Origin of the sequence: Methanopyrus kandleri AV19, assembly GCF_000007185.1 — an archaeon.
Taxonomy (GTDB): domain Archaea; phylum JAADCQ01; class Methanopyri; order Methanopyrales; family Methanopyraceae; genus Methanopyrus; species Methanopyrus kandleri.
Genome location: NC_003551.1, coordinates 779,318 through 803,642, shown reverse-complemented (window position 1 = coordinate 803,642; position 24,325 = coordinate 779,318). Strand labels below are relative to the sequence as shown.

Here is a 24,325-nt window from a genome sequence, read left to right as displayed (position 1 = left end):
AAGGGGACTTGGAGTTAAGGTATCGAACCCCCTCCGGTATGAGCTGTCTGTATTTACCGAGGTGTGCGTTTCCGAGGTCCGGTCGGGACGCATGGAGGAAGAAGAAGCAAGTTGAGACTATACTAACGCTACTATGCTCAAGGCTAAAACCAGGGGACACGGTAGTAGACTGCGGGTGCGGCCGCGGGACACTGACGACGGCGCTGGCGGTTTCTTCGCCGTCCTGTGACGTGCTCGGGTTCGACATCAAGGAGTTCGAGACTTGGACGGAGCTCGAGCGCTACGTTGAATCAGTGGGACTCGACAACTTGGAATTCGAAGTCAACGACCTTCACGAGACGGCGAAGTATGGTCTCCCGGACGACCCCGATGTCATCGTGGGATTACACCTGTGCGGTACGCTCACGGATAGGCTCCTCAAGCTGGCCGTGAACTCGGACGCACATTTCGTACTCGTTGTACCTTGCTGCTACGGTAGGGCCAGCCCCCGCGTGATCGTGGAGGAACTCGGCGTAGATGAGGGTATAGAAAGAGTCCGTGAGGTGCTCAAGAGGGCGGAAAGTTCTGTCGAATACCAGCTTGAAGTGTGTAGAATGAGGGGGAAGTTTCTGGAAGAACACGGGTACCAAGTCCATGTAGGAGTGGCGTTCCCCGAGGAGATATCGGGCAGAAGGGTGTTTTTGATGGGGATCACGTGACCTCGATGGCGTCTTCTGAGAAGCCTTCCTTCTTAATCAAGAACTCTCGGACCTTGTTACGGTGGTCTCCTTGTAGGATTATCTTACCCTCCTTGGCCGTACCCCCGCAGGCACACTCACGCTTGAGCTTGCTGGCTAGTTCTTGCAAGTCGATACCGGCGTCGTCTAAGCCCTCTATGATGGTCACTACCTTACCTGGTCGGACCTGCTCAGTGTATATTTTGATCTTCTCAACTGTCTCCTTGGAAACTTCCTCACATACGCAAAGTTCCTTGGGAAGACCGCAAACCGGGCAGATGTCGTCTTCCTGCATCTCTACTCCGAGTTCCCCTCTAACCCTTTTCCGTCTCACGGATCTTACGCAGCTCTTCTTCTCTTTCTGTCGTCAATATCCTTGCGATGTTCTTCTTTATTTCTTTTACCCTGCCAGGATTGTCCGGGACCCCTGAGATCGATTTCGAAGTCATCTCTCGAAGTAGCTCCGCCTTGAGCTCTTTGAGTTTCTCCCGTCGCTCCTCGGGCGTCATTTCCCTGATCTCGTCCGGTCTTAGCTTGAACTTACCCAACACTTACGCCCCCTCGGCCTCGTCCTCTGACTTACCGATGAGTTCCTTCAGCTCGTCCTCGACCTCCTCCGGTGGCCTGATCTCCAGCTCGTCCGGCAGTTCGACATCGGGCGGCATGATGCGGACCGTCACACCGATGGCACCGGGCTTAGTCACTGCCTGTACGTAGCCTTCGATCATGTACTCGTCACCTGGCTCGCCGCAATACTTCACGGCTCCCTCCATGAACTTCTCCGTCCTGGCACGAGCACCGATGAGCTTACCGGATAGGATTATCATCGCGCCCTTAGCTCCGGCGTTCATGATGCGACGTAGCGCGCCGTATGCGGCACGGCGGAAGTGGATACCGCGCTCGAGTGCCGAGGCTAGGCGCCTGGCCACCACGCGTGGGTTCAACTCCGGACTCGGTAGCTCCTTCACCTCGATCGACACTCGACCTAGGAGAGGAAACCTCTCCTGGACCTCCTCTTCCACCCGCCGAATGTTGCGACCACGGCGACCGATCGCGATAGCGGGTCTCTCAACGTAGGCGATAATCTTGGTGGCGTTGGGCACGCGCTGTAGCCTCATTCCACCGTAGCCGGCACGGCCTAGCTCCTCTTCGAGGTACTCATCCAGCTCAGTCTTAAGCATCCCGTACTGCACGAACTTCTTGTGCACGGGCACGTTCTCACCGTACATAACCATGGATACTGTCCCCTCATCGTTCCTCCAGAATCACCTCGATGTGAGTCGTCGGAGTATTAAACGGGGTTGCGCGACCGAAGGCACGTGGTATCCAACCTCGAATCACCCTGCCCTTGTGCGCCGCTATGTGCTTTATGTACAGGCGGTCTGTGTCCAATCCCTTGTACTCGGCGTTAGCTTCCGCGTGCTCCAGGACGCGGAGGATCTCCCGTGCGGCTTTCTCCGGGAACCGACCGGCGTCCCATCCGGGCCGTATCTGCCGACGGTGCGGCACCTTCTTCTTGTGCTTCCTGAACGGTACGGCCTCCTCCTTCCTGATCACGCGACGTAGGAACTCTTTGGCCCTGTCTAGGGGCATCCCGCGGATTGCGCGGCATATCTCCCGTGCATGCTTCGGGGAGATCCTCAGCTCTCGTATGAAGGCTTTGGCAGTCCGTTCATCGTCCAGCTCCTCCGGCGGGATTGAGTAGTGCCAGTGCTTGGTCTTGGGCATAATCCAGTACCCCCCGTTTCCGGATTCACCGCCGGCGCCCGGGTGCTCTTAAATCGTCATCGGGAGACGGTCGGGGGGTCGACGTTGACGCGTGTGTTGGGGATCCAGCTGGGAAACACGGGGACGGATTACTGCGTTATGAATGAAGATGGGGATTGGGAGATCGTAGCGCGGGAGGAGGGAGTTTTCGGCAAGATCTCGTGCGTGTTCACGCTGGAGGAGAGCCGACGTGCGCTGCGGGAGGAGATAGCCCCCAGGGTCATAGAGCGTGTGCGACGCGTTAACCCTGACCTCGCGGTTGTGGGGACTATCGTCGACGAACTCGGATTAATTCTCGGACCTATGATCCACGAGAAGACGGGCGTACCGACGCTGGCCGTGTACGGGGACCCCTGGGGAGCACCCGACGGGGACGCGGTGGGTGCACCGTACTGCGTCGCGGAGGAGTACCCGAACTGCGTACATGTGGACGTGGGAGCGATGGCGGTAGTGACCCCGATCAGGGACGGAAGGCCCGACTTCGGGGATGCTGTGGTCAGTGTCGGCACGTTCCCGCTCGACTTGGCCGCACGTGAGCTGTTGGGGAAGGAATACGATGAAGGTGGTAAGAAAGCTGCCGAGGGAGAAGTCGACGAGAACTTTCGGAGGGAGTTGAGAAGTGTTGACGTCGACGGGAAGCCCGTCTTCGGGCGTGTGCGAGGTAGCTTGGCCCCTGTTCCGCCGGAACAGGAGCGAGTTCTGAGAGACCACATTCGAGATGCCGGGGCACCAGCCGAAGACGTGCTCCGTACTTTGGTAGAACTCGTGGCAGAGACCATCGTCATCAATGCGGCCCAGTACGACATGGACTTGCTGGTTCTCTCCGGGGGTGGTGTTAAAAACGAACTTTTAAAACGGAGGGTGTCGGAGCTTTGGGAGGGAGACGTCTCGATCTTCGCCGGTGAAGAGTTGGAGGCTAGGGGCCTATGCCTCCTAGGCCTCCGGTACTTGGAGGGGGAACCCGTCCCGGCACTGCCGTGTGAGGGGGGAACCGGACGTGGCGGAAAAACGTGAGGAGGGTGTACCAGAACCCGAAGTGGAGATCCAGAACATCGTAGCATCCGTCGACCTCAAAGGAGAGGTGAACTTGGACGAGTGCTCCGTAATACTCCAAGGGGAGTACGAACCGGAACAGTTTCCGGGACTCGTATACAGGCTCGAAGACATCGGTACTGTGGTATTGATCTTCAGATCCGGGAAAATGGTGTGTACCGGTGCCAAGAATCGGGAGCAGATTTACAAGAGCGTCGAGAGGGTCAGGGAAGACCTGGAGAAGAAGTGCGGAGTGAAGTTCCACGGAGAACCCGAAGTGGAGATCCAGAACATCGTAGCGTCGATCGACTTCCACGTACCACTGGACCTGGACACGATCGCGGAGGTCTTGGTGGGAGACGAAGACGTCGAAGGGATCGAGTACGAACCGGAGCAGTTTCCAGGGCTGGTACTGAGACTGAGGGAACCCAAGGTGGCGATGCTATTGTTCTACTCCGGTAAGGCCGTATGTACGGGGGCTAAGACCGAAGAGGAGCCCGAGAAAGCCGTGAAGAAGATCGCGGAGAAGATCGAGAAATACGGGCTGAAGCTCACGGGGTAACGGGTCGAGCTATTACTATCGGGACGTGCTCAAAGCCGTTCAGGAACTCTTCATCCAGCGATTCTGGATCGCCCACTTCTTCCAAGGCGTCATAGACCGTCCTACCTGCCCCTTTCGTCCGCACGTCTTCGGCCATATCTAGTAACTTGATGGCTTCCCGCACCGAAACATCCCCTGCTATAGCGATGGGGGTCGGGCCAACCGTCTTAGCTAGTAACCTGCCCACCAGGAATCCGATTACCCCCGTACCCGTGACGATGTCTGGGTGAGCCCTCGCCACCGTAGTGAACAGTATCCCTAGAATCTCATACGTTTTGTCCGTATCACCGACGATAACCGACACGTCGACGCCTCGCCGACGGCGGAGTTCCTCGCGGAGTTCCCTCGCCACTCGATCCGCGGACTCGGGGACCGGAGCCGCGTAATACCCCGGCACGTTCCCGACGTCACAACCCGCTTCGGACACAGGTTCCAAAGCATGCAATAGGCCGAACTCCTCGAGGATCATTTGCTTGTGCCGGGATCCATCCTTCAACGGATAGTTACGCAGGTTCTCGATCGTTTCCCTGCGCATCGGGGGATCCATGAGAGGGCCTAGTAGGGGCCCCAAGATCCTACCCCAGACTACCCTCATCCACAGTATCACCAAGAGTCGCGCCAGTACACCCGGTTCGTACCCGCGCTCGTCGATGAGCTCGCCCTCGGCGACGGCTACCGCCTTCTCCGACAACAGCAGGACGTCCCCGTCCTTGAGTTCGATCCCGCGTAACGCTTCCAACGCGTTCTCGACGGCGCCCGATCCTACCTTCCAGTAACGGCTTTTAACTGGGATCAACCTGTACTGAGTACCGGACATTATCGGCGACCACCGACGATTTCGTTGCGCGGGGGTCGCGGTGCTTGATCGACAGGCTCGCGAAGAAGTACTTAACACCCGAAAAGGTAGCCGAACTCGGCTTCCAGATAACCGAAGAGCTAGCGTTGAGAGCTCTGAATTTAATCCGGAACCTCAGAACCGAGGCCAAACTCGAAGGTGATTCATACAGTTTCAGGGTATGGGACGAGAAAGATCGGTACGAGATCAGTGCATCGGGCGAGTTTAGAGGCTCGGGGTTCACGCTGGAGTTCGAGAAGAGAGTCCTCGATACTCGGGTGAGAGGACACATCGAAGTTGAGGGCGAACAGGTAACGGAGCTCATGCGTAGGTTACTGGAGATCCTCAAGGAGGGTAAGGAGTCGTGAGGAGGCTAGTTCTCCCCACTCTCCTCACGATGGTATTCCTCGCGGTACCCGCGACGGCGGATACCACTGCGACTACCCCGACCGCGGAGGTGAGTACCAGTACTCAGGGGACGTTACAACAAGTCACCCAGCAGACTACGCAGCAGGAGCAGACGCCAGGGGCATCCGGTGAGTTACTCCCGCAGGTAGCCCCTAAGGCACTGGGTTATATCGCCGTAGGAGCCATTCTTTGCGCGATTCCGAACAGGGGCACCCAGGAGCTAGGTGCGGATCTCACCCAACTGGGAGCCGAAGCGCTGACGTTAGCCGCCGCAGTGGACCACGGCCTACCGCTGAAATATCCCGTAGCATACCAGTTCAATAGGACGTACGAGAAGCTGTCATCACCGATGTACTGGGGAGAAGTAGGCTTCAACATTGTGGCACCTATGTTGGTGAATTCAATGTTATACTCGATGCTGCAACCACTTTCAGAACAATTAGAAGTACCACCGGATGTTATTAAGAATTACATAGTTCAAACGTGCAAACTGATGGCTAAGCTTCAGGATAGACCCGTGAGTCCTGAAGACGTTATACCGGTTATTGATTCAGCAATACAGATTATAAACCAGAGTTCAAACCAAAGCTCACAGAGCAAGTTAACGGAAGATACTAAGTATGAAGTTGCTAAAACAATAGCGAACTTCTTGAATGGTATCAGGGGAAGTTCCGGAGTCCTTATAGCATCAAACGTTTGTAAGTTCGCCCTGCGATACATTAATGTAGAACCCTCTAACGGTATAAAACTGTGGATTGGATCAGTGTTGTCGCCAGTAGTTCCAGACGTTTCCGGCACCATATCAGATGTACGTAATATCACTAGAGATATTAACAATGCAATGATAGGAGTAAGAATTGCTACGAACCCAGTAGAAACTATACGACAAATAACCGAGGATACGGGGAATAGTATAATTGAAACTTTCAGAACAATAGTTAAGAACGCCGATAAGCTGGGGATATCTGAAGAAACCGCCAATGAGATATTAGACGACCTCAAGTCGATGATCTCCGATCTGACGTCGACCATCACCGACGAAATCGTGAGACCGTACGAACCGATAGTCCGTTGTCTAGGTATCGCACTGGCGATCAACTCACTGATGGACGCCTACAATTCGTTCAACAGACTGACCCAGAGACTGTCAAAGCTGGCGCTAATCGCTCGAGGTTTAGGTGTTCAGGTACCAACCCTGACGAATCCGGAAGGAGAGTTGAAACGGGCACTCGGAGTACTGCAGCAGGGTAGAGTCGGACCACCACCGCTACCGTTCTGACCACGGATCGGCCAGCGCCTCAGCGGCCGCCGCCATCTCCGGTTCCTCCGCGATCTCACCGGCACATTCCAAGAGCCGCACGACCTCCTCCAACCAGTTCGCGATGTCGATAGGGTACGCCGTTATCCCGTACCTGCCCTCCAAGATCCTAGGGATGGCGTACACGGATTTCCCCTCGAGCCGCACCTTCAGCGCGAGCTCCGACGCGCGCTGGCTGACGTGCTCGCAGTGAGGGAAGGCATCACACCCACAGTCTAACTCCTTCATCAGCGAGACCAGCTTCTGCTTCTCCTTGGGCGGAAGCCTCTCGATCACCTCCTTCCGCTCCGAGTGTATCACGCTCAGAGCGTCGTCCAGTCTCGATGGAACCGACATGCGGGTGACCCTTTCTACCGCACGCTTGATCGACGGTGACAGCTGGAACCTCTCGAACGGACGTACCGAGGCGACCGCCCTCAGAGGATCCGAGCCCGCCCTGGCGGACAGCTCGTGGACGGTTCTGGGACCCGTGAAGTAGCGAGCCGCGACACGGCCTTTCTCCGTAGGCTCGAGTCCTTTGACGAAACCCATCTCCCGGAGCTCTTTCACCCTACGCATCGGATCCCCAGCGAAGCCTAGTGATTCGTCACATACGCGTTCGAGCTCGCCCGGAGACTTCGCCGCCCCGCTGACGAGGTGTGCAAGCACTTGCTCTCTCTCGTCCTCGTCATCGTACTCGACTTCTACGGGTTCCGGTTCGGACTCGAGGAGCGTGAAAGCCACCTTGTCCTCGGTCTCACTTTGAGAACGGTGGTAACGGCGGCCCGGCTCGACCATCAGAACGACTTTACCACGGTCATGATACCCGGGTCGGCCCGCACGACCGGCCATCTGCTGGAATTCGCGCGGTGTGAGCCATTCGATACCCATAGCCAGACTCTCGAAGATAACCTGCGAGGCCGGGAAATCCACGCCGGCCCCGAGGGCTGCCGTGGTTACGACCGCGGCCAGTTCACCGCGTTCGAAGGCTCGTTCGATGGAGCGGCGCCGGTCGTAGGGGAGTCCCGCGTGATAAGGGGCGACATCTAGTCCCGTTCTCTCATTGAGGAGATCGGCCAATCGATGTGTGTTTCTGCGCGAATACGTGAAGACAATAGTCTGACCCCTATACCCCGTGGAGTACTCGGTCTCCCACTCCGACTCCACGAGTCTGGCGATTCTATCCCACTTCTGTCGGCGATCTTGATTGATCACGAGGTGGTACTCTAGGGGTACGGGGCGGCGGTTGTGAACTATCGGTTCAGCATCCAAGTACTCGGCGAGTTCTTCGGGGTTCCCCACGGTGGCCGAGAGACCCAACAACTGCGCACCGGTTAGCGTCTTAAGCCTGCATACGAGACCGTCCAAGCGTGGACCTCTCTCGTCAGCCAGCGTATGTACCTCGTCGATTACTACGACACCGATATCGTCGGGATCTACGGCCCCAGTTCGAAGGAGGAGGTCGAACCCCTCGTAGGTGCCGACTATGATGTCGGCGTCACGCGGCGACGGACCACGTTCGGGTCCAGAGAACTCCTTCAATCTCGCCGCGCCGACCTGTAGCCTGACACCTATCCCTAACGGTCGTCCGTACTTTTCCATGAATTCCCGGTGCTTCTGGTTCGCCAGGGCCACGAGCGGTACCAGGTAAACCATCTTACGACCTTCTCGGAGGACTTCGGTGAGTCCGGCGAGCTCCGCTACCAGCGTTTTACCGGAACCCGTGGGAGAGACGACCAGCAGATTCCGGCCCTCGAGGAGTCCTCGCTCGACGCACTTCGTTTGGACAGGAGTCAGCTCCTGATACCCCATCCTTTCGAGAACTCGACGCAATTCCTCCGGGATGTCGAGCTCGGTCAGTGGGAGACGGTGTTCCTCCTCGTCCTCGGCCTCTACAATCTCCCACCGCGTCTTCTCCTCTTCTTCGGCGGGATCGAACGCCGGATCCACCATCTCCACGACGCGATCTATGTCGCGGAGCTCATGTAGGAGTCTCTCGAGCTTCTCGAGAAGAGTCTGGGAGAAGCCGGGTACTCGGAACCTCAACTCCTCCTCCAGAATCTCACGGGCGCAGCGCCCGCACACTTCGACTTCACCGAACCGGTACCCGTGCTTCAACACGGTCACTCGATCGGACGCGAGGCATCTCCGACAGAGCTCCTTAACCTCGATTTTCTCCCCCAGAACTCGATCGACCACCTCCGCAACGTCGGGGAGGGCTATCTTCCTGTCCGCTTTCTGTAGCTCGCTTAACACGCGGTCGGGTGGCGTCGGTTCTCCGCCCAGAACCCCTCGAACGGGTTCACCGCCTCCGGAGAGCTCCAGGTGACCCTCGATCGAAATCTCGGCACCGTCCTCCGGGTCACCCTCTGCCAGCACGAACCTGAGCTTCCCACCCTTGTACCCCGTGAACACTACGGTTATCACGCTCGTTTCCCCTACACCCGGATTTTCTCGACTTTCATTAAGATACCATCCGGGTAGTACTCGGGTTTCAGTACGTATACACGATCACGCTCGATCTCGATGAAACAGGGCTGGTGGAGCCACACTCGGACCGCGGTGGGTCCGTACAGCGGTATTACGAGGCTTCCGGGCACCCTGATGGAACTAGTGAAGCAGACCGTCGAGGGGATTACCACGGGAACGATCCGACCGTCCAGACGTGCGGGATACCAGGTAATGCCCCAATCAACGCCGGGGAACGCCGGAGCTTCGGTGGGTTTGAACCCCCTGCCCCGAACTTCTAACGTGATTTCAGGGATCATCAGAGTGTAGCCGGCGAACGGTATCCAAACGTCGGCGACGACCCATCCGGATACCGTCAGCTTACCAGAGTACAGTACGGGCAATCCCGCCCGAAGGTACGGATAAGCGTACTCCAGGTCCTCGGTTAGAGCCTCGACACTCGACTCACGGAGTTCGGGCGGCAGCTTCTGTGATCCCAACGATCTACCGGTTCTTGGATCTATGGCGGTGGCTTGCCCACTTTCCCCTCCTATGAGCACGACCACCCTATCCCGCAGTACGTCTAGGGTTAGGAAAGACATATCCGCCCGGTGTGTTTCGGCGATTCGCCGCAGCGAGGTTTGATCCAAGAGCACCGCAGGTACGAGGGTGTGGACCGTCCTGACGTGCTCCCCCGAGACGTACTCCCAGATTCGAACACTGACGTTAGTAAAATAATCCGTAGTCAGGCCTAAGGTGAAGGTTACGGAGCAGAGTAGTAGGGAACTCACCAGGACGGGCCTGAGGCGGTTTTTGAGCACTCGACACACCTGGATGTGGTCCTTCCACGGAAGACGCGACATCTTGTGCAGGTACCAGGCGATCCAGCCTAGTGTGATGATCATTGGAAGAAGACACAGTGAGATCACGGGGTACGTGATAAGCACAACGGCTAGATACACGAGGAGCAACGAGATCGTGCGTAATCCGTGAGAAACCAAGGCGGACTGTAGGAGCCTCTTATCGGCCCGATACTCGGAGATGTCAAGTATAGTGACGGCTAGCTGAGACAGTACACTCATGAACGCTCGGACCTTGAAAACAAGTCCGAACAGTACCGCCGCGGCGAGTACCCACCGACTCGGATCACCGGAGAGTATCCATTTCAGCACCTCCAGGGCCGGAAACCCAGAAAGTAGTATGGAGAGGCCGATCACTTTGGCCGTCTGCCATGCGAGCCACCACCGGAGGGGAACCGGAGAGGGGGACGTCCCGGAGTACCCATGTAGTAGTATGTTCACGGACGAGTACCCTGGAACCCGCCGGATCGAACACGCTGACAGGACCAAGCATAGACCGTAGTGATACAAGGCGCGCTCTGCGTCTTTCCACGTGGGAGCTTTTGCGACCGATTCGTATCCGCAGAAGGATAATATTGTTAAGCCGGCGACCAAGGTGACCGCGATCAGCCTCTTCATTACTACTGTCGCCAATCGACGAACTCCCCGGGGTGATCTGCATGCCGGCGCCGATCGAGGTGGGAAGGATCTGCGTGAAGACCGCGGGTAGAGAGGCGGGCAAGTACTGTGTCGTCGTGGACATCGTTGATGAGAATTTCGTGATTATCACAGGACCCAAGGACGTGACCGGTGTCAAGCGTCGTCGCTGTAACATCAAGCACCTGGAGCCGACACCGGAGAAAGTCGACATCGACCGGGGCGCGTCCGACGAGGAGGTCAAGGAGGCGCTGGAGGAAGCCGGCCTCCTGGACCTCATGAAGGAAGGCATCGTGAGTGGGTCGTGAGGGGGACCACAGGGTGGCCAAGATCTACGGCGATGAGGACGCCTCCCTCGAACCCCTCGAGGACAAAACGGTGGCGGTAATCGGGTACGGATCGCAGGGTGAGGCCCAAGCGAAGAACCTCCGGGACTCCGGTATAGACGTTATCATCGGCGTACGTGAGGGAGGACCATCCTGGGAGCGGGCCAAGAAGGACGGTTTCGAAGTGCTGCCGATCCCGGAAGCCGCCGAGGCCGGCGACGTGGTCCACATACTGATCCCCGACGAGGTACAGCCGCAGGTTTACCGCGAGCACATCCACGACAATCTGGAGAAGGGGAACGCGCTCGGCTTCAGCCACGCCTACAACATCCACTACGGCCTCATCGAGCCCCCGGAGTACGTCGACGTCATCCTGGTGGCCCCGAAAGGGCCGGGACACATGGTCCGCAAGCTGTACACCGAAGGATTCGGTACTCCGGCCCTAGTGGCCGTACACCAAGACTACACCGGCGAGGCGATGGACCTGGCCCTCGCCATGGCCAAGGCGATGGGGTTCACCCGCGCCGGCGTGATCAAGACGACGTTCCGGGAGGAAGTGGAGACCGACCTTTTCGGCGAGCAGGTAGACCTAGTCGGTGGAGTCCTGTACATGATCCTCTACGCGTTCGAGACCCTAGTCGAAGCGGGTTACCAGCCCGAGGTCGCCTACTTCGAGACGTTACACGAGCTGAAGCTCATCGTCGACCTGATCTACGAGAAAGGCCTCAGTGGAATGCTCGATAACGTCTCCAACACTGCGGAGTACGGCGGGCTCACTAGAGGCAAGCGCATCATCAACAAGGAGGAGATGCGGAAGGTGTTGGAAGAAATCCGAAGCGGTGAGTTCGCCCGTGAGTGGACACTCGAGAACGAGTCCGGTCGTATCGTCATGAAGCGTCTCCGGGAGGAGATAGAGAACCACGAAATCGAGAAGGTAGGCGAGCGGTTGAGGAAGATGATGGGGTTTGAGGACTAGGCCCATGCCGAAAATTCCCAAAAAGGTAATATAACGCCCCGGACCACCGGAGGCTGGGGGTGAAACCGCCGTGAAGCGCGTGCTTCTGGCGCTGGCCGTGGCGCTGGCCGTCGCCCTAGTGGGCGGCGCCGAAGCCAAGGTCTACTCAGGCAAGTACACCATCAAGCCGCAGATCCAGTCCGTAGAAGCACCATCCGAAGTGCAGCTGGAGAAGGGCCAGACGACCGCCGACGTAACCGTGACGGCCACAATCACCTGGACGGGTAACTACCCGTACACGATCAAGCGCACCCCAACCACGGTGACGTTCGCAGTCGACGGGCAGACAGTGGACACGAAGACGATCAACCCGCCGTACAAGCTCGGAGACACCCGGACCGTGAGCACGACCCTGAAACTGACTGAAGGTAAGCACACGATCACCGTGACCGCGAAGTTCCCAGACCTACCGCAGTACGGGATCACCGGTGGAACCGCCACGCAGAGCGTCGAGGTGACCGTAGTAGCTCCGAAGCCGGCGATTCCGACACACCTGGCGGGAGCCGTGGTCAAGGACCTACTGCTAGCGGTGCCAGCGCTGATGCTACTGGACCCGTTCATGGGATACCCACTCAGCGACATGCTAGGCTACAAGACGGACCTACAGAACTTCCTGGACGACCTAGGACTCAGGGAGTTCGCTGAGAACGACGTAGGTGCCGTTCTACCGGCGATGGTGCTGGCAACCGACCTGCTGGCAGGTTGGGGTCTGGACCACAACGTGATGCCGAACACGCTGTCGATGCTCGACGTGGGCACCATGGCGGGCGCGGTAGTAGCGCCGCTGCTGTACGCGCTAGGCGTAGGTGACGTGGAGAACCCACTCGTAGACCTGGCACAGGAACTAGGACTAGAGGGTTCAGCTGTAATCACCGAGGCTAGCGCAGTCGGCCTGGCGCTACCGACCGTGAGCACGGTGCTAGGATACCTGGCTGACAAGGGCGTAGCGACCGCAGCGCAGATCGTGGCGCCAGTGGTCAAGGCTCTGGACCAGCTGCTGACGATGCTGGCCTCGCCGATCGCGGGGTACCTCGCCTAAACCCCCACATCTTCTTACGCCCCCAGCTGGAATTGTTATCGAAACCATAACGATCCTTACTCGATGATTCTTACTCCAGGGATGATGAGTCTGGCCTTCGCCGAGCCGGATGAGGAAGGCACGAGCTACTGATCCGGAGGTGGCGGAATGAAGGATCTGCTATGGTGGCTGTTAACGGTGGTCTACGCGCCGGACTTCGAGAAGTGGATGCGCTGGTGTCCTGTCGTGTGCAGCCGTCCTCTCTCGTATTACTCGGCGACTGACGTCCATTATCCCCCACTAGGATCGCTGCTACCCGCCCTCGTGTGGTACATCGGCACCCACACACTGGGGCTTAGCCCCCACACTTGGGAGTTCCGAGTGTTGTGGAAGGTGCCGGCGTGGCTCGGCGCCATAATGTGCATCTACCTGATCCGGCGAGCCGGGGTTGGGAACGTCGGAACGTTGGTGGTCGCCGCCTCAATGGCGTACCCGTGTGTGTTCTGGCAACTGGACACTATCTCGATGGTACCGGCGCTGGCCACCGCAGTATGTGAAGGTAAGCTGGCCGGCTTATGCGCAGCGACGGCGTTATGGATGAAGCCAACTGCCGGTATAGTCGCCCTTCCGTTCCTCCGGCGGCAATCGATTCCCACGTTTCTCCTCGCTTCCGTACTAATTTGCGGACCCTACCTCATCGCTAACGGTTGGGACTTCGTCCACGATGTCATAATCTTTCAAGTCAACCGTTCTCCTCAGAACTGTTCCATATGGACTCTGTTACCCGGATGTCCAGGGATCGAAGCCGCCGTCGGGACGCTCTCCGTCGTCGTTCCGCTAGCAATGCGAGGGAATCCAGAACTCGCGGCCGGGTGCATCGGACTAGCGTTGTTAGCGTTCTCCAAGGTGGTGAACCCAAACTACTGGGCCGTCGGGTGCCCGATGGTGTGCCTGATATCGTGGAAGCAAGGAGCTATGGTCCTCTCGACGGCCGCTTGCTTTCTCACCGCCTCAGCGGTGTCCATAGTAACCACGAAGGAGTACTACAACGCGGAGGATGGGCGCCGGTACAGTATCAGAGAGTTGTTCATCCCACCACCACCTACCACCGATCTCCCTGTAGGAAACGCCGCCGCGAGGTACCTCCTAGGAACATCGATTCTGTACCACTTCCTGGTAACTTCCTGCCTGTACATCCGAAATCTGAGGAAACTAGCGGTAAGTTCATAGGTCTCCTTCCCTACCGAGCACCATGGCCCGGTCGAACCGGCGCGGGGGACGCGGGGATCCCGAGGATGATCCCGCGTGGGCTCCGCCGGGCCACAGGTGTGCGGGTGAGAGGGCCGTCGGTGGCCCGACCGTGATCCCGCGCGCCTACCTCCCTGCTGTACCCGCGGGGGGAAACGAGTCGCGAGCGTTCCAAGGTCGATTCGTTGACCCTTGGTTCTCGGGAATTCGAACCGGGTACGTGATCTGGGACGGAGGTAGGCTGCTTGGAGTGACGCGAAATGAGCCCGAGCACGCCGATGTGATCGACGTTGACGGGATCATCTGCCCTGGGTTCGTGGACGCTCATGTCCACGTGGAAAGTTCCGGACTGAGGCCGGCCCGATACGCCGAAATCGTCGTACGTGAAGGCACCACGGCCGTCGTTTGGGACCCTCACGAGGTCGTGAACGTCTCAGGCGAGCTCGGACTTGAATGGGCCGTCAAGACCGCGGAAGAAGCCCTGCCGTTTAAGTTCTACATCGCGCTACCGTCGTGCGTCCCGGCACTAGGGCCTCCCTACGAGACCGTGGAAGGCGAGATCACGGTCGACGTGGCTCGAAAGTTTGCGAGCCATCCCATGGTAGTTTCCGTAGGAGAGCTGATGGACGTCGCTGGAGTCATGGAGGGAGAAAAGGACGAGTTCATCGAGCTGAAGAGCCTGTACGGTCTGACGGTAGACGGACACGCCCCCGGCCTCACAGGGTTCGAAGCGATGCGATACTTCGCGGCCGGTCCTGAGACCGATCACGAGTGCTCGACCGCGGAAGAATTCACCTCAAGACGAGAGCTCGGAGTCTGGACCTTCGTCCGACAGGGCTCATCCTCGAAGGACATGGAAGTAGCACTGGAAACGTTGGAGGACCTCCGCGGTGTGTGCTTCGTTACCGACGATCTGCACGTTAAGGACATGGACGAAATATCACTCCGGAAAATAGTAGGGCGTGCGATCGAGGCGGGTTTCGATCCGCTGGAGTCCCTCAGCGCGGTCACGTTGAATCCGTCCCTGTGTTACGGCTTACAATCAGGACGTTTGGTACCAGGGTTCCATGCCGACATAGTGGTGGTCGAAGATCTCGACGAGAACATGGAACTCACGGACGTGTGGATCGGAGGCAAACGTTCGGAACGTGTCCGGTTCCGAGACGCGGAGGCCGAATTACCCGACGTCGAGCTCTCCGTCGACCCGAGAGAAGTATCGTTTCAGGACGGGAAATACGAGGTCAGGTGCGTTGGGCTGGTGAGAGGTTCCATTCGCACGGAAGAAATCGTACGAGAGATCACCGTCAAGGACGGAGCGGTGAAGGACGACGACGTGGCGTTTCTGGTCGTGACGGACCGATACGGGCAGGGCAGCTGGTCGATAGGGTTCGTGGAAGGGTTCGAGGAACTCGACTGTGCCGTGGTGTCCACGGTAGCTCACGACTCACACAACGTGGTGGTCGCGGGTAGACGCCTCGATGACGTGCGCAGGGCTCTGCAGCTCGTCTCCGAGGTGGGAGGGTGCGTAGGGGCCGTCGCGGGAGACCGAGCCGAGTTCGTACGACTGGACGTGGCGGGATTGATGAGCTCCTCGGACCCCGAGGAGGTGAAGAAATCCTACGAGGACGTGCTCGAGTTGATTCGATCGAGTTCCGGTGTCGATTGGGATCCGTTCCAGGCTCTATCTTTCGTGACCCTTCCGGTGGTCCCGGAACTGAGGCTCACGGATCGAGGGTTAGTGAAGGTAGAACCGGACGAGATCCGCTTCGTCGACATAATCACTGACGGGGATCCAGTCGAGTGATCTTAGCGGGACGGGTGGCCAGAGAGCCGTTGGGCCTGTAGACAGTGTGACGAAGCCACCGTTTGTCATCGCGTTCGGGATAATCCGACCGATAGTGAGCTCCACGGCTCTCGGTCCGATAAAGGGCGGATCGCGCGACGGCGATAGCCACCTCTACCATGTTGCGCACCTCTAAGACCGGCCGTAACCCGTATTCATCGTCTAGACCGGATTCCACGGTCTCCTTGAGCTCGTTGAGGGTTTTGATCGCCGTCTTGAGACCTTTCTCGGACCTCTCCAGACCCACGTATTCCCACATCGTCTCCCGGAGCTTCTCGCGCACTCGAATCGGATCCTCTTGACCGACGGTGGACCAAATCTCGGACTCCACCGTCGGCGCATCGGTCTTGCGCACCTGTATCCTACGACCTCGTCTCCGTAACTTCAAGGCGAGCTCGGCGGCGGCCCTTCCGGCGCGGTACCCGAAAACCTGTGTATCGGCCAGGGCGTTTCCGCCGAGTCGGTTCGCTCCGTGGATACCTCCCGTAACCTCACCGCACGCGAAGAGACCCGGGATCGGCGTCTTCCCGTCGGCGTCGATCGGGACCCCTCCCATGAAGTGATGGGCCGTGGGAGCCACCTCCATGGGTTCGTTTCGAATGTCCACGCCCACGCGCAGGAACTGCTTGAGCGTAGTCTCGAGCTTCTCCTCGATCACCTCGTCGGGCAGGTGAGTGACGTCCAGGTAAACTCCACCATGCTCCGTCCCACGTCCCTCTTTGATCTCCCTGTAAATAGCCCGAGCTACGACGTCGCGCGTCGCCAGCTCCATCCTCTCGGGATCGTAGCGCTTCATGAACCGCTCGCCTCTGGCGTTGTAAAGCCGTCCTCCCTCACCTCTAACGGCTTCCGTAACCAAAACTCCGCGAACGCTCTCGGGATACACCATTCCAGTGGGGTGAAACTGAACCATTTCCATGTCAATGAGCGGGCAACCGACGCGTAAGGCCATGGCGTACCCGTCACCGGTCTTGTGGACGGGGTTCGTGGTGACGGGGTAGAGCTGACCCGCGCCCCCTGTAGCTAGAACGGTGGCGTAGGCCGTGATGACGATGGTATCCTCGGTTTGAAGGTCCACGCATACCGCGCCCACTACCCTTCCGTCGTGATCTCGAACCAGTCCGTATCCCATTGTGCGTTCCAGAACGGTGATACCGTCGAGGCGGCGAACTTCGTCCAGCAACGCCATCATTATCTCGTGTCCCGTACGGTCACCGGCGTAGCAAGTACGGGGCTTAGATTGACCACCGAAAGGACGCTGGGCTAGGGTACCGTCCTCGTTACGGTCGAACACGGCTCCGAAGTTCTCTAGGTCGAGTAAGCGCTTAGGTGCTTCTCGTACGAGGATTTCTACCATGTCCTGATCGTTGAGGTAGGCGCCTCCCTCGACGGTGTCGCGGAAGTGAGCGTCGAAGGAGTCATCCGGATCGGCCGTGCGTAAGACCGCGTTGTAGCCCCCTTCCGCCATGACGGTGCATCCACTTCTACCCACGGCACCTTTGGAGACGATCACCACGTTCAGATTCCTCCTAGCGGCCTCGATCGCCGCACGGGCGGCCGCACCACCACCTCCGATCACGAGCACGTCACATTCCAGATGCTCCAAAACGATCACCTCTCCTCCAACCACTCAAGCACGTGCTCGAGGATTCTGTCGGACAACTCATCCCTATTGGAAAGTGTGACCCGGAAACGCACGACGTCGGGGCGTTCCTCCCTAAGATCCACTACGACTGGATGTCGCGATCGCTCGTGCACTACGAAGATCGCGGGTGTGTGCGCGTCGGCCGCCCGTCTCACGGCGTCTACGAACGCGTTCGACTTGAGCTCCATGGGGCCGACCTCGTCGACGATCACGACGTCGGTCCTTTTCACGGCACGTTCGATGGATTCGGCGGCCCGCTCGAGGTTATCGACGAAAACCCCGTAACGACCGACTCTGGGCCCCGAAGCTCCTTCCCTTGCCAGTAGGTACCGGTCACCCTCGGTGAGGTCGACGATCTCGAAGCCTATCCGTCGACCACCCTCCCTGATCTCGGGGCAATAGATTCCGCCGACGGTGTAGCCCTCCTCCTCTAGAACGTTACGAACTTTGAGACAAACTGTGGTCTTACCGATACCGGGACGACCGGTAAGAACGACGTTATGAGGCAGGGAATAGGGCCCCCGTGGTCGGTTAACCGAATAGAGCTCCGAGACCTGCCGCCGCCTCTTCTTCCTCCTCTTCCTCTTCTTCCTCCGCCTCTTCCTCCTCGGCTTCCTCTTCTTCCTCTTCCTCCTTTTCCTTCCGTTCGGCCGCCTCGGCCGACCGGCTCACCATCTCTAATAGCTCTTCGTCGAGAGCTTCCTCGTCCACCTCGGCGATAGCTCCCGCCAGTGCCAGCATCTCTCCGTGAGCCTTGGCCAGGATGCATCCCATAACCGTCTCGTCCGGTACTGGCACTCCCGCGTTGACTGCCAGGTTGAGCGCCTCCGTGTGCGCCTTCGCGACGATAACGTCCGCGGTCTCCGCCGTCGGTATGGCCGCGTTGATCGACAGGTTGAACGCGTGCTGCGCGGCCTCCTTGGCCATGTCCTCGTACTCGTCGAAGTCGATCGCAAGATCATCGCGCTCGAATAGCGTCCCTTCGGCTACGATCGCTACGATATCGACTCCTACCTCCATCGGCTCGATTTCGAGCTTCTTGAGGATCTCGGCGGTCTTTTCGTCTATCTCCTCCCCTTCCTTAACCAACACGGTGTCCTTAGTGATGACTACCTTTCCGTCCTGGATCTGAGCCGGTAGACCGGCCTGCTGGAGCTCGCTTACGATCGGTCCGGGTTCGAACGGTGTGGGACCTTCCGGTACGACGATGTCCTCTGGAGCGATGTCGCCTGGCTTAGCGGGCGCTGAGGCTTTGCTCTCCTCCAGAAGCTTGTACAGCTTGAACGGGTCGAGGTTCGTGAATATAAACGCCACAGGACCCTCGATGTAGTCCAGTAGCGGCTCCAGTTCGGGTCGCTCGTCCAGCTTCTCCTCCAGTGCGATTCGCATCAGGGTGTTCCTGGACATCCTGATGATGGTGTCACGCTCGCGGAGCTTCGCCCTGATCTCTTGCAGTTGTGGTGCCGGGATCCCCTCGAGGTCGACGAGACCCACGTTCTCGTACTCGTCCATCAGCTCTTTGAGTTCCTTAACCTCTCTCCTCTTCCACTCCGCGACCTTAGGCTCGTAGCCGGAGGGCGGCTGTCCCTTCGCTTTGACGGCCATCGCACAGTCCCCCATCAGTACACCCGCTCCGCCGGGCCCATCGTGGTTTTAACGTACACGGAGTCTATCTGGGCCCAGCTCTTCTCGAGCTCGGAGGTTATCTCCCGGAGGACCGCCATCGCGTTCTCGGCGAGTTGCTCCGGCTCCATGTTCCTGGCGCCGATGACAGTGTGAATGACCGGCTGGTCGCGCATCCGTACTCTGGCGGTCCGGTGGGCCCGCTCGATGAGTGCACGGATGTCGGCATTGGGTGGCACCGGCTTGGCCATCTTGCCGCGGGGACCGAGGACGGGTCCTAAAACCCTACCCACGTCCGGCATTAGATCCACCTGAGCGTAGAAGAACTCGTGGCGTCGGGCGATCTTCTTGGCTTCGCGTACGTTCTCCGCGAGTTCCTCGAGCTTTTCGCGGTTAATGACCGTCGCCCCGGCCTCCTCAGCTTCTCGGGCCATCTCACCTTCCGCGATGACACAAACGTTCACGGGCTTGCCGCGACCGTGAGGGAGTACGACCTCTTTGTCGATACGCTGAGAGGGATCGGAGAGATCGACTCCCTTCACGTTGACGATCATGTCTACGGTCTCGAGGAACCGACGGGGTGGGGAGTACTCCACTACCTTCCGGAGCGGTTCGATCAAGTCCTCCTCGGTAATCGTCACTTCCGCTCACCCCTTACTCCTCTTCCTCCTCGTACTTCTCGAACAGGTCATCCCACTTTCCTTCGTCGATTTCTTTCTGAACCTCCTTTGGATCCTTCCCTTCAACCGTAACTCCCATACTTCCACATGTTCCTAGGATCTCTTTAGCCGCCGTCTTCAAATCATATGACAGTAAATCGTCGAACTTCATTTTCGCGATTTTGATCACCTGTTCCATCGAGAGATCGCCCACTGTTTCGTGTCTAGGTTCATGCGCTCCCTTATCAATACCAAGTTCTGACTTGATTATCGCAGAAGTCGGAGGTGATCCAACTTTCACTTCGAACTCTCTGGTCTCCGTGTCAACTATGATCTTGACTGGGACTTCCATACCTTTGAAGTCCTTCGTCTTACGGTTAATCTCTTCAACAACTTCCTGTATGTTAACACCGAGCGGACCTAGAGCGGGTCCGAGCGGTGGTCCAGGGTCAGCTTTACCTCCTTCGATGAGAACTTCAACCTCTTCCTTCGGCATTGTTACCGCACCCCTAATTCGTTAGTTTTACCCTTCGTACTCCTCCTCCCGCAGGAGCCGCAGGGCGTCCATTTTTACCGTTACGGGGATGGGTACGGGGGCCTCCAGCAGCTCGACCGTTATCTCACGACGTGACTCGTCCACGCTGACGACCCGTGCCTTCTCCCCCTTGAAGGGTCCGGAGAGTATCTCGACGACGTCTCCTTCGCTGATTTCCACGGCCTCGGGCTTAGGCGCGAAGTAGTGTTCAATCTCCTCAAAATCCATAGGTTTCTCAACGATACCGCGCGTATCCGGAAGATCGTGAATTAGATCCCTGAGCTCGTCGGTTAACTCCTCAACTTCGATGATTACGTATCCTCGGAGCTCCTCGGGTGCTATCACAGCCTTTAGACCCGTTTCGATACCTTCCTCTTTGACCTTCCTCCGAGCGCGCATCACGAGCATGTCAGCGGTGGCCTCCTCTCGACCCGCCTGCACGCGGACGGCGTAGAGCTTCGTCGAGTCGGTCTCGGCCAATCCAACCTACCCCACTCACGTGTAGAGCTCGATCAACTGCACGATCACTCTGATCAGGAACCCTACTCCGCCCACGATGAGAATGCCGAGTCCGGCGATCTTAGCCGACTCTATGTACTCGTCCCAGGTAGGCTTCCGGGCGGCTCGAAGGACGCGCTTACAGTCCCGTAACAGGGAGATCAGTTCTTCGTAGGTACTCACGGAATCTTGGCCCCCTTAGAGGATCTTCTCCAGATCCTCGAGTGAGGACGGTCTCTCATCTTCGGATGATTCCGCACCTCCTTTCGACACCTCGGGGACTTTTTCGGGCCGAGAAGACTCGGCGGCCACCTCCTTCACCTCGGTACGTTTCGGCTGTCTTGGACCCGTGAACATGGCCTCGAGGTCGGCGTCTTCGATTCCAGTAACTATTACGGTGACGCGGAGCACGTCGTTCAGGTCCTCGTCGATCTGAGCTCCCCAGATGACTGTGGCATCCTCCGACAGTTCCGAAGCTACCAACTCCACGACCTCTTCGGCCTCTTTAAGCGTGAGATCTTTCCCACCGACGATGTTGACTAAGGCACCGGTGGCACCGCTCACTTCGACGTCAACCAGCGGGTTGTTAAGTGCGTTCTCCACGGCTTGGACGGCCCGGCTACCGGACTCGGAATCGTTCTCGGCTTCGCCTATGCCTATCAGGGCGAAACCTCCGTTCTCCATCACGGCTCTCACGTCGGCGAAGTCGAGATTCATGAGACCGGGCTGTGTGATCATCTCGGTGATTCCTTTCACGGCGTTGATGAGGACTTCATCCGCCACCTTGAAAGCTGCCGCGATGGGGAGGTCCGGGACTATCTCTAACAAGCGGTCGTTAGGGATGACTATGCACGTATCGGCCACCTGCCTCAACCGTTCCAAACCCTCAAGGGCGTTCTCTATCCTCCTCCTACCTTCGACCGAGAACGGGAGCGTGACAACGCCGATCGTGAGCGCTCCCTCCTTGCGGGCGACTTCGGCGATGATCGGTGCCGCTCCCGTGCCGGTGCCACCGCCGAGACCGCAGGTGACGAACACCATGTCAGCGCCCTCGACGACCTCTTTGATCTTCTCCATGTCCTCCTTAGCCGCCTCTTCGCCGACGCGCGGGTCACCACCGGCACCCAATCCTCGGGTCAGCTCGTACCCGATGAGCACTTTCCGGTCGGCCTTACACGAAACGAGGTCCTGAGCGTCGGTGTTAATCGCTATTACCTCGGCGCCTCCGATACCTTCCTCTTTGAGCCTAGTAGCGGTGTTGTTGCCGGCTCCCCCCACACCGACTACGAGTATCCTGGCCCGGGCCCGCTCAAGGACTTCCATCAACTCCTGATCGTCGTCGGTCCCCCGGGACGACGGCGGGTCGTCGCCCCCCTGCTCTCGTTCGACGCGCTCCAGCGCGTTCTTCACTATCTGCTCCAAGTGTCACCACCCGGCGGCCGTTCTAAGGGCCGCGACGTCGAACTCCCCACCCACTACGGGCACCTCGAGGTCGAACTCAGTCAGTACTTCGGGATGAATTTCACCGAAGAAACCCAGCTCCCGCCCGTCGGCGAGTACGGCGGCGCACCTTCCATTAATAAATGATCGGTGTTTTCTCTCGGTAATCTCCCACCCGGTGACGTCCAGTTCGCGCAGTAGTGCCTCCACCACGGACTTAATCTCGGAGAAGCCCACACCGGGGCCGGCGATCGCCAGCGCCAGTTTCCACCGGTCCTTGGCACCGGTCTCCGCGTCCTCGTCCCGTTCGATCACCTCCCCGAGCTCGAACACCCGTTGCGGATACGGACGGTGCTTGTTGTCCGCGAGGAAACGCATCAGAGACGGGAGGATCCACGTTCGTACGATCGTGTACTCCTTCTGAATCGGATTAGCTAACTTCACCGCGCGGCCGTCCGGTTCGAGGCGCATTTTCCGATAGTTCTCTTCTGGACTGATGAGAGTCAGGGAGTTCACCTCGACGAACTTCATCCTCGCGAGGGTATCACGCACGACGTTGATGAATTCGCGCTCCCTATCGGCACGTGATGGCGTGTAGAAGTCGGGTACCGTGGGCTCGAACCGGTCGTAATTGTACATGATCCCCGCGTCTTCGATCAGGTCCCACTCGTGAAGGATGTTCGTCCGCCGGGGCCCTACGAAGACCCGTACCACGTCCTCCTCGTAGAGTATCGGAGGGATCTCACGCCAATCAGCCTCGATGTGGTACACATCCGGGAGCGGGTACTCCCGGAGCTCACGCTCACCCTCGGGAACGAAGATCGCCCCGTGCCGAGCGCGTTCCAGCAGCTCCTCCAGCTGCTCGCCGGAGAGATCGATCCCCAACAGTTTCCGAGCCTCGCTCACGGGAACGTCCCATACATCGAGTTCCATCGTTGGAGTCGTCCGCTCGTAGGCCCCCAGTATCTCAACGGTAAGGATTTCCGCGCCGCGTTCGGCCAGGTTGCACACGATCACGTGAAGCGCGTCCAACACGGATCGCCAATCTGTACCGGTCACGTCGATGAGCAGGTCCGTCGTGTCCTGCGTGACCCTGGTGCGCTCCGAGTTTATCACCGGAGGGAACGAGATCACTCCCTCCTCGTCCGCGAGGATCGGGGCCCCGTCGGACACCAGGTGAGCGTACTGCCGGCCCTTTTCGTGCCGTCTGAGGACCTCGGCAGGCGTCATCTCTTCGCCCGGGTGGTCGAGTGGCTCGAACGCCCATGACCTGTCGTTCGGATCCGCGAGGAAGTACCTGAGAGGTGGCTCTACCGCTTCGAAGTCGTGGATACCGATCGCAGCCTTTTTCCTGTCCCTCCCTATCACCCAGTGGAGGTGCTCCTGGAACTCCATGAGGTGCTCCAAGTCACGCTCGTCCTCGAACTCGACGCCGCGGACGACGGCGACCGCAAGGCAGGGGCGCGCGTCGAGTACGCTCTCTTCGACCCGTGCCTCCACGTCCGAGCGACGAACGTTGTACTCAGGTATGCCCGTCTCTATCCCCAGAAATCCCTTGAGTGCCCGCGCAACACCCTCCACGCTGTACAGGTCGGGACGGTTCGGAAAGAACTCTGTCTCGATAACCATTTCACGCTCGTCGATTCGCTCCACATCGCTACCGAGCATCGGGATGAGATTATGAGCTAGCTCCTCGAACGAGACTTCCCTTCCGAGTATTTTCACGAGCTTATCGTAGTGGATCGTGACCACGGGCAACCTCCGACACCCCCGAACGTCCCGGGTACACCGTTAATACTGTTAGCTCGCCGGTCGAGTCGGGGATGAGGACCTACGGCGGTGGCCGAGCCGATGAGGAGGGCCTTAACCGCCGAC

At 58.6% G+C, this 24,325-nt stretch carries 26 protein-coding genes; 10 read left to right on the top strand and 16 right to left on the bottom strand.

Annotated elements, in window-relative coordinates:
- Nucleotides 1–8: 8 nt before the first annotated feature.
- Nucleotides 9–698, top strand: coding sequence for a methyltransferase (locus tag MK_RS04480; RefSeq protein ID WP_011019213.1), 690 nt, complete (start codon nt 9–11; stop codon nt 696–698).
- Here the strand turns inward: MK_RS04480 and MK_RS04475 are convergent.
- From MK_RS04475 to MK_RS04460, 4 genes are read right to left on the bottom strand one after another with little or no spacing between them, the layout of a single operon-like run.
- The gene (locus MK_RS04475) at nt 691–1,011 is read right to left on the bottom strand and encodes a translation initiation factor (RefSeq protein ID WP_011019212.1); all 321 of its coding nucleotides are present in this window, start codon (nt 1,009–1,011) and stop codon (nt 691–693) included. The two genes, MK_RS04480 and MK_RS04475, sit on opposite strands and share 8 nt — an antisense overlap.
- 19 nt (nt 1,012–1,030) lie before the next feature.
- Nucleotides 1,031–1,267, bottom strand: coding sequence for a 50S ribosomal protein L29 (rpmC, locus tag MK_RS04470; protein ID WP_226988680.1), 237 nt, complete (start codon nt 1,265–1,267; stop codon nt 1,031–1,033).
- Complete coding sequence (locus tag MK_RS04465) at nt 1,268–1,951, bottom strand: 30S ribosomal protein S3 (RefSeq protein ID WP_011019210.1); 684 nt, start codon at nt 1,949–1,951, stop codon at nt 1,268–1,270.
- A gap of 13 nt (nt 1,952–1,964) precedes the next feature.
- The gene (locus tag MK_RS04460; protein ID WP_011019209.1) at nt 1,965–2,444 is read right to left on the bottom strand and encodes a 50S ribosomal protein L22; all 480 of its coding nucleotides are present in this window, start codon (nt 2,442–2,444) and stop codon (nt 1,965–1,967) included.
- A gap of 93 nt (nt 2,445–2,537) precedes the next feature.
- Between MK_RS04460 and MK_RS04455 the strand changes: the two genes are divergently transcribed.
- Nucleotides 2,538–3,497 (top strand): anhydro-N-acetylmuramic acid kinase, encoded by a 960-nt coding sequence (locus MK_RS04455; protein WP_226988728.1) that lies wholly within the window; start codon nt 2,538–2,540, stop codon nt 3,495–3,497.
- Complete coding sequence (locus tag MK_RS04450; RefSeq protein WP_193333227.1) at nt 3,481–4,077, top strand: TATA-box-binding protein; 597 nt, start codon at nt 3,481–3,483, stop codon at nt 4,075–4,077. Before MK_RS04455 ends, MK_RS04450 begins: the two co-directional genes overlap by 17 nt.
- Here MK_RS04450 and MK_RS04445 read toward each other — a convergent pair.
- A complete protein-coding gene (locus MK_RS04445) occupies nt 4,067–4,933 on the bottom strand; it encodes a coenzyme F420-0:L-glutamate ligase (RefSeq protein ID WP_011019206.1) in 867 nt (288 codons plus the stop codon). The two genes, MK_RS04450 and MK_RS04445, sit on opposite strands and share 11 nt — an antisense overlap.
- A gap of 44 nt (nt 4,934–4,977) precedes the next feature.
- On the opposite strand from MK_RS04445, the gene MK_RS04440 reads away from it, so the two are divergent.
- On the top strand, nt 4,978–5,319 hold the full coding sequence (locus tag MK_RS04440) for a hypothetical protein (RefSeq protein ID WP_011019205.1): 342 nt from the start codon (nt 4,978–4,980) through the stop codon (nt 5,317–5,319).
- Nucleotides 5,316–6,638: a hypothetical protein gene (locus MK_RS04435; protein WP_011019204.1), complete on the top strand. Its 1,323-nt coding sequence runs from the start codon at nt 5,316–5,318 to the stop codon at nt 6,636–6,638. The genes MK_RS04440 and MK_RS04435 overlap by 4 nt, the downstream gene beginning before the upstream one ends.
- Here the strand turns inward: MK_RS04435 and MK_RS04430 are convergent.
- Both MK_RS04430 and MK_RS04425 read right to left on the bottom strand, forming a co-directional pair.
- A complete protein-coding gene (locus MK_RS04430; protein WP_011019203.1) occupies nt 6,627–9,083 on the bottom strand; it encodes a DUF5814 domain-containing protein in 2,457 nt (818 codons plus the stop codon). The two genes, MK_RS04435 and MK_RS04430, sit on opposite strands and share 12 nt — an antisense overlap.
- An 11-nt stretch (nt 9,084–9,094) precedes the next feature.
- The gene (locus tag MK_RS04425; RefSeq protein ID WP_011019202.1) at nt 9,095–10,597 is read right to left on the bottom strand and encodes a hypothetical protein; all 1,503 of its coding nucleotides are present in this window, start codon (nt 10,595–10,597) and stop codon (nt 9,095–9,097) included.
- 26 nt (nt 10,598–10,623) lie between these two features.
- On the opposite strand from MK_RS04425, the gene MK_RS04420 reads away from it, so the two are divergent.
- From MK_RS04420 to MK_RS04400, 5 genes are all read left to right on the top strand, one after another.
- Nucleotides 10,624–10,908: a 50S ribosomal protein L14e gene (locus MK_RS04420; protein ID WP_011019201.1), complete on the top strand. Its 285-nt coding sequence runs from the start codon at nt 10,624–10,626 to the stop codon at nt 10,906–10,908.
- 13 nt (nt 10,909–10,921) lie between these two features.
- Nucleotides 10,922–11,902, top strand: coding sequence for a ketol-acid reductoisomerase (gene ilvC, locus MK_RS04415; RefSeq protein WP_011019200.1), 981 nt, complete (start codon nt 10,922–10,924; stop codon nt 11,900–11,902).
- Between the two features lie 70 nt (nt 11,903–11,972).
- Complete coding sequence (locus MK_RS04410) at nt 11,973–12,980, top strand: hypothetical protein (protein WP_011019199.1); 1,008 nt, start codon at nt 11,973–11,975, stop codon at nt 12,978–12,980.
- Between the two features lie 147 nt (nt 12,981–13,127).
- Nucleotides 13,128–14,189: a glycosyltransferase family 87 protein gene (locus MK_RS04405; protein ID WP_011019198.1), complete on the top strand. Its 1,062-nt coding sequence runs from the start codon at nt 13,128–13,130 to the stop codon at nt 14,187–14,189.
- Between the two features lie 238 nt (nt 14,190–14,427).
- Nucleotides 14,428–16,011, top strand: coding sequence for an adenine deaminase (locus MK_RS04400; RefSeq protein WP_158295929.1), 1,584 nt, complete (start codon nt 14,428–14,430; stop codon nt 16,009–16,011).
- Here MK_RS04400 and tfrA read toward each other — a convergent pair.
- The 9 genes from tfrA to pheT are packed head-to-tail and all read right to left on the bottom strand — an operon-like array spanning nt 15,986 to nt 24,202.
- A complete protein-coding gene (gene tfrA / locus MK_RS04395; RefSeq protein WP_148679943.1) occupies nt 15,986–17,647 on the bottom strand; it encodes a fumarate reductase (CoM/CoB) subunit TfrA in 1,662 nt (553 codons plus the stop codon). The two genes, MK_RS04400 and tfrA, sit on opposite strands and share 26 nt — an antisense overlap.
- Nucleotides 17,648–17,661: 14 nt before the next feature.
- Nucleotides 17,662–18,204 (bottom strand): NTPase, encoded by a 543-nt coding sequence (locus MK_RS04390; RefSeq protein WP_011019195.1) that lies wholly within the window; start codon nt 18,202–18,204, stop codon nt 17,662–17,664.
- Between the two features lie 22 nt (nt 18,205–18,226).
- Nucleotides 18,227–19,300 carry a 50S ribosomal protein L10 gene (locus tag MK_RS04385; RefSeq protein ID WP_148679616.1) on the bottom strand — a complete coding sequence of 358 codons (1,074 nt, stop codon included), beginning with the start codon at nt 19,298–19,300 and terminating at the stop codon, nt 18,227–18,229.
- Nucleotides 19,301–19,314: 14 nt separating this feature from the next.
- The gene (locus tag MK_RS04380; RefSeq protein WP_011019193.1) at nt 19,315–19,959 is read right to left on the bottom strand and encodes a 50S ribosomal protein L1; all 645 of its coding nucleotides are present in this window, start codon (nt 19,957–19,959) and stop codon (nt 19,315–19,317) included.
- A 13-nt stretch (nt 19,960–19,972) separates the two neighbouring features.
- Nucleotides 19,973–20,473, bottom strand: coding sequence for a 50S ribosomal protein L11 (locus MK_RS04375; RefSeq protein WP_011019192.1), 501 nt, complete (start codon nt 20,471–20,473; stop codon nt 19,973–19,975).
- A gap of 27 nt (nt 20,474–20,500) precedes the next feature.
- Nucleotides 20,501–20,992, bottom strand: a complete 492-nt coding sequence (locus MK_RS04370; protein WP_011019191.1) for a transcription elongation factor Spt5 — start codon at nt 20,990–20,992, stop codon at nt 20,501–20,503.
- Between the two features lie 15 nt (nt 20,993–21,007).
- The gene (locus MK_RS04365; RefSeq protein ID WP_011019190.1) at nt 21,008–21,193 is read right to left on the bottom strand and encodes a protein translocase SEC61 complex subunit gamma; all 186 of its coding nucleotides are present in this window, start codon (nt 21,191–21,193) and stop codon (nt 21,008–21,010) included.
- A gap of 15 nt (nt 21,194–21,208) precedes the next feature.
- Nucleotides 21,209–22,432 (bottom strand): cell division protein FtsZ, encoded by a 1,224-nt coding sequence (gene ftsZ / locus MK_RS04360; RefSeq protein WP_011019189.1) that lies wholly within the window; start codon nt 22,430–22,432, stop codon nt 21,209–21,211.
- 3 nt (nt 22,433–22,435) lie between these two features.
- Entirely contained in the window at nt 22,436–24,202 is a 1,767-nt protein-coding gene (pheT, locus tag MK_RS04355) for a phenylalanine--tRNA ligase subunit beta (RefSeq protein WP_226988727.1), read from the bottom strand.
- Nucleotides 24,203–24,325: the final 123 nt, after the last annotated feature.

Excerpts from the sequence above, each read along its gene's own strand:
- MK_RS04385 (WP_148679616.1), bottom strand. The coding sequence starts at position 19,300 with ATGGCCGTCAAAGCGAAGGGACAGCCGCCCTCCGGCTACGAGCCTAAG.
- MK_RS04420 (WP_011019201.1), top strand. The coding sequence starts at position 10,624 with ATGCCGGCGCCGATCGAGGTGGGAAGGATCTGCGTGAAGACCGCGGGT.
- MK_RS04460 (WP_011019209.1), bottom strand. The coding sequence starts at position 2,444 with ATGCCCAAGACCAAGCACTGGCACTACTCAATCCCGCCGGAGGAGCTG.
- MK_RS04405 (WP_011019198.1), top strand. The coding sequence starts at position 13,128 with ATGAAGGATCTGCTATGGTGGCTGTTAACGGTGGTCTACGCGCCGGAC.
- MK_RS04445 (WP_011019206.1), bottom strand. The coding sequence starts at position 4,933 with ATGTCCGGTACTCAGTACAGGTTGATCCCAGTTAAAAGCCGTTACTGG.
- MK_RS04475 (WP_011019212.1), bottom strand. The coding sequence starts at position 1,011 with ATGCAGGAAGACGACATCTGCCCGGTTTGCGGTCTTCCCAAGGAACTT.
- MK_RS04465 (WP_011019210.1), bottom strand. The coding sequence starts at position 1,951 with ATGGTTATGTACGGTGAGAACGTGCCCGTGCACAAGAAGTTCGTGCAG.
- MK_RS04375 (WP_011019192.1), bottom strand. The coding sequence starts at position 20,473 with ATGCCGAAGGAAGAGGTTGAAGTTCTCATCGAAGGAGGTAAAGCTGAC.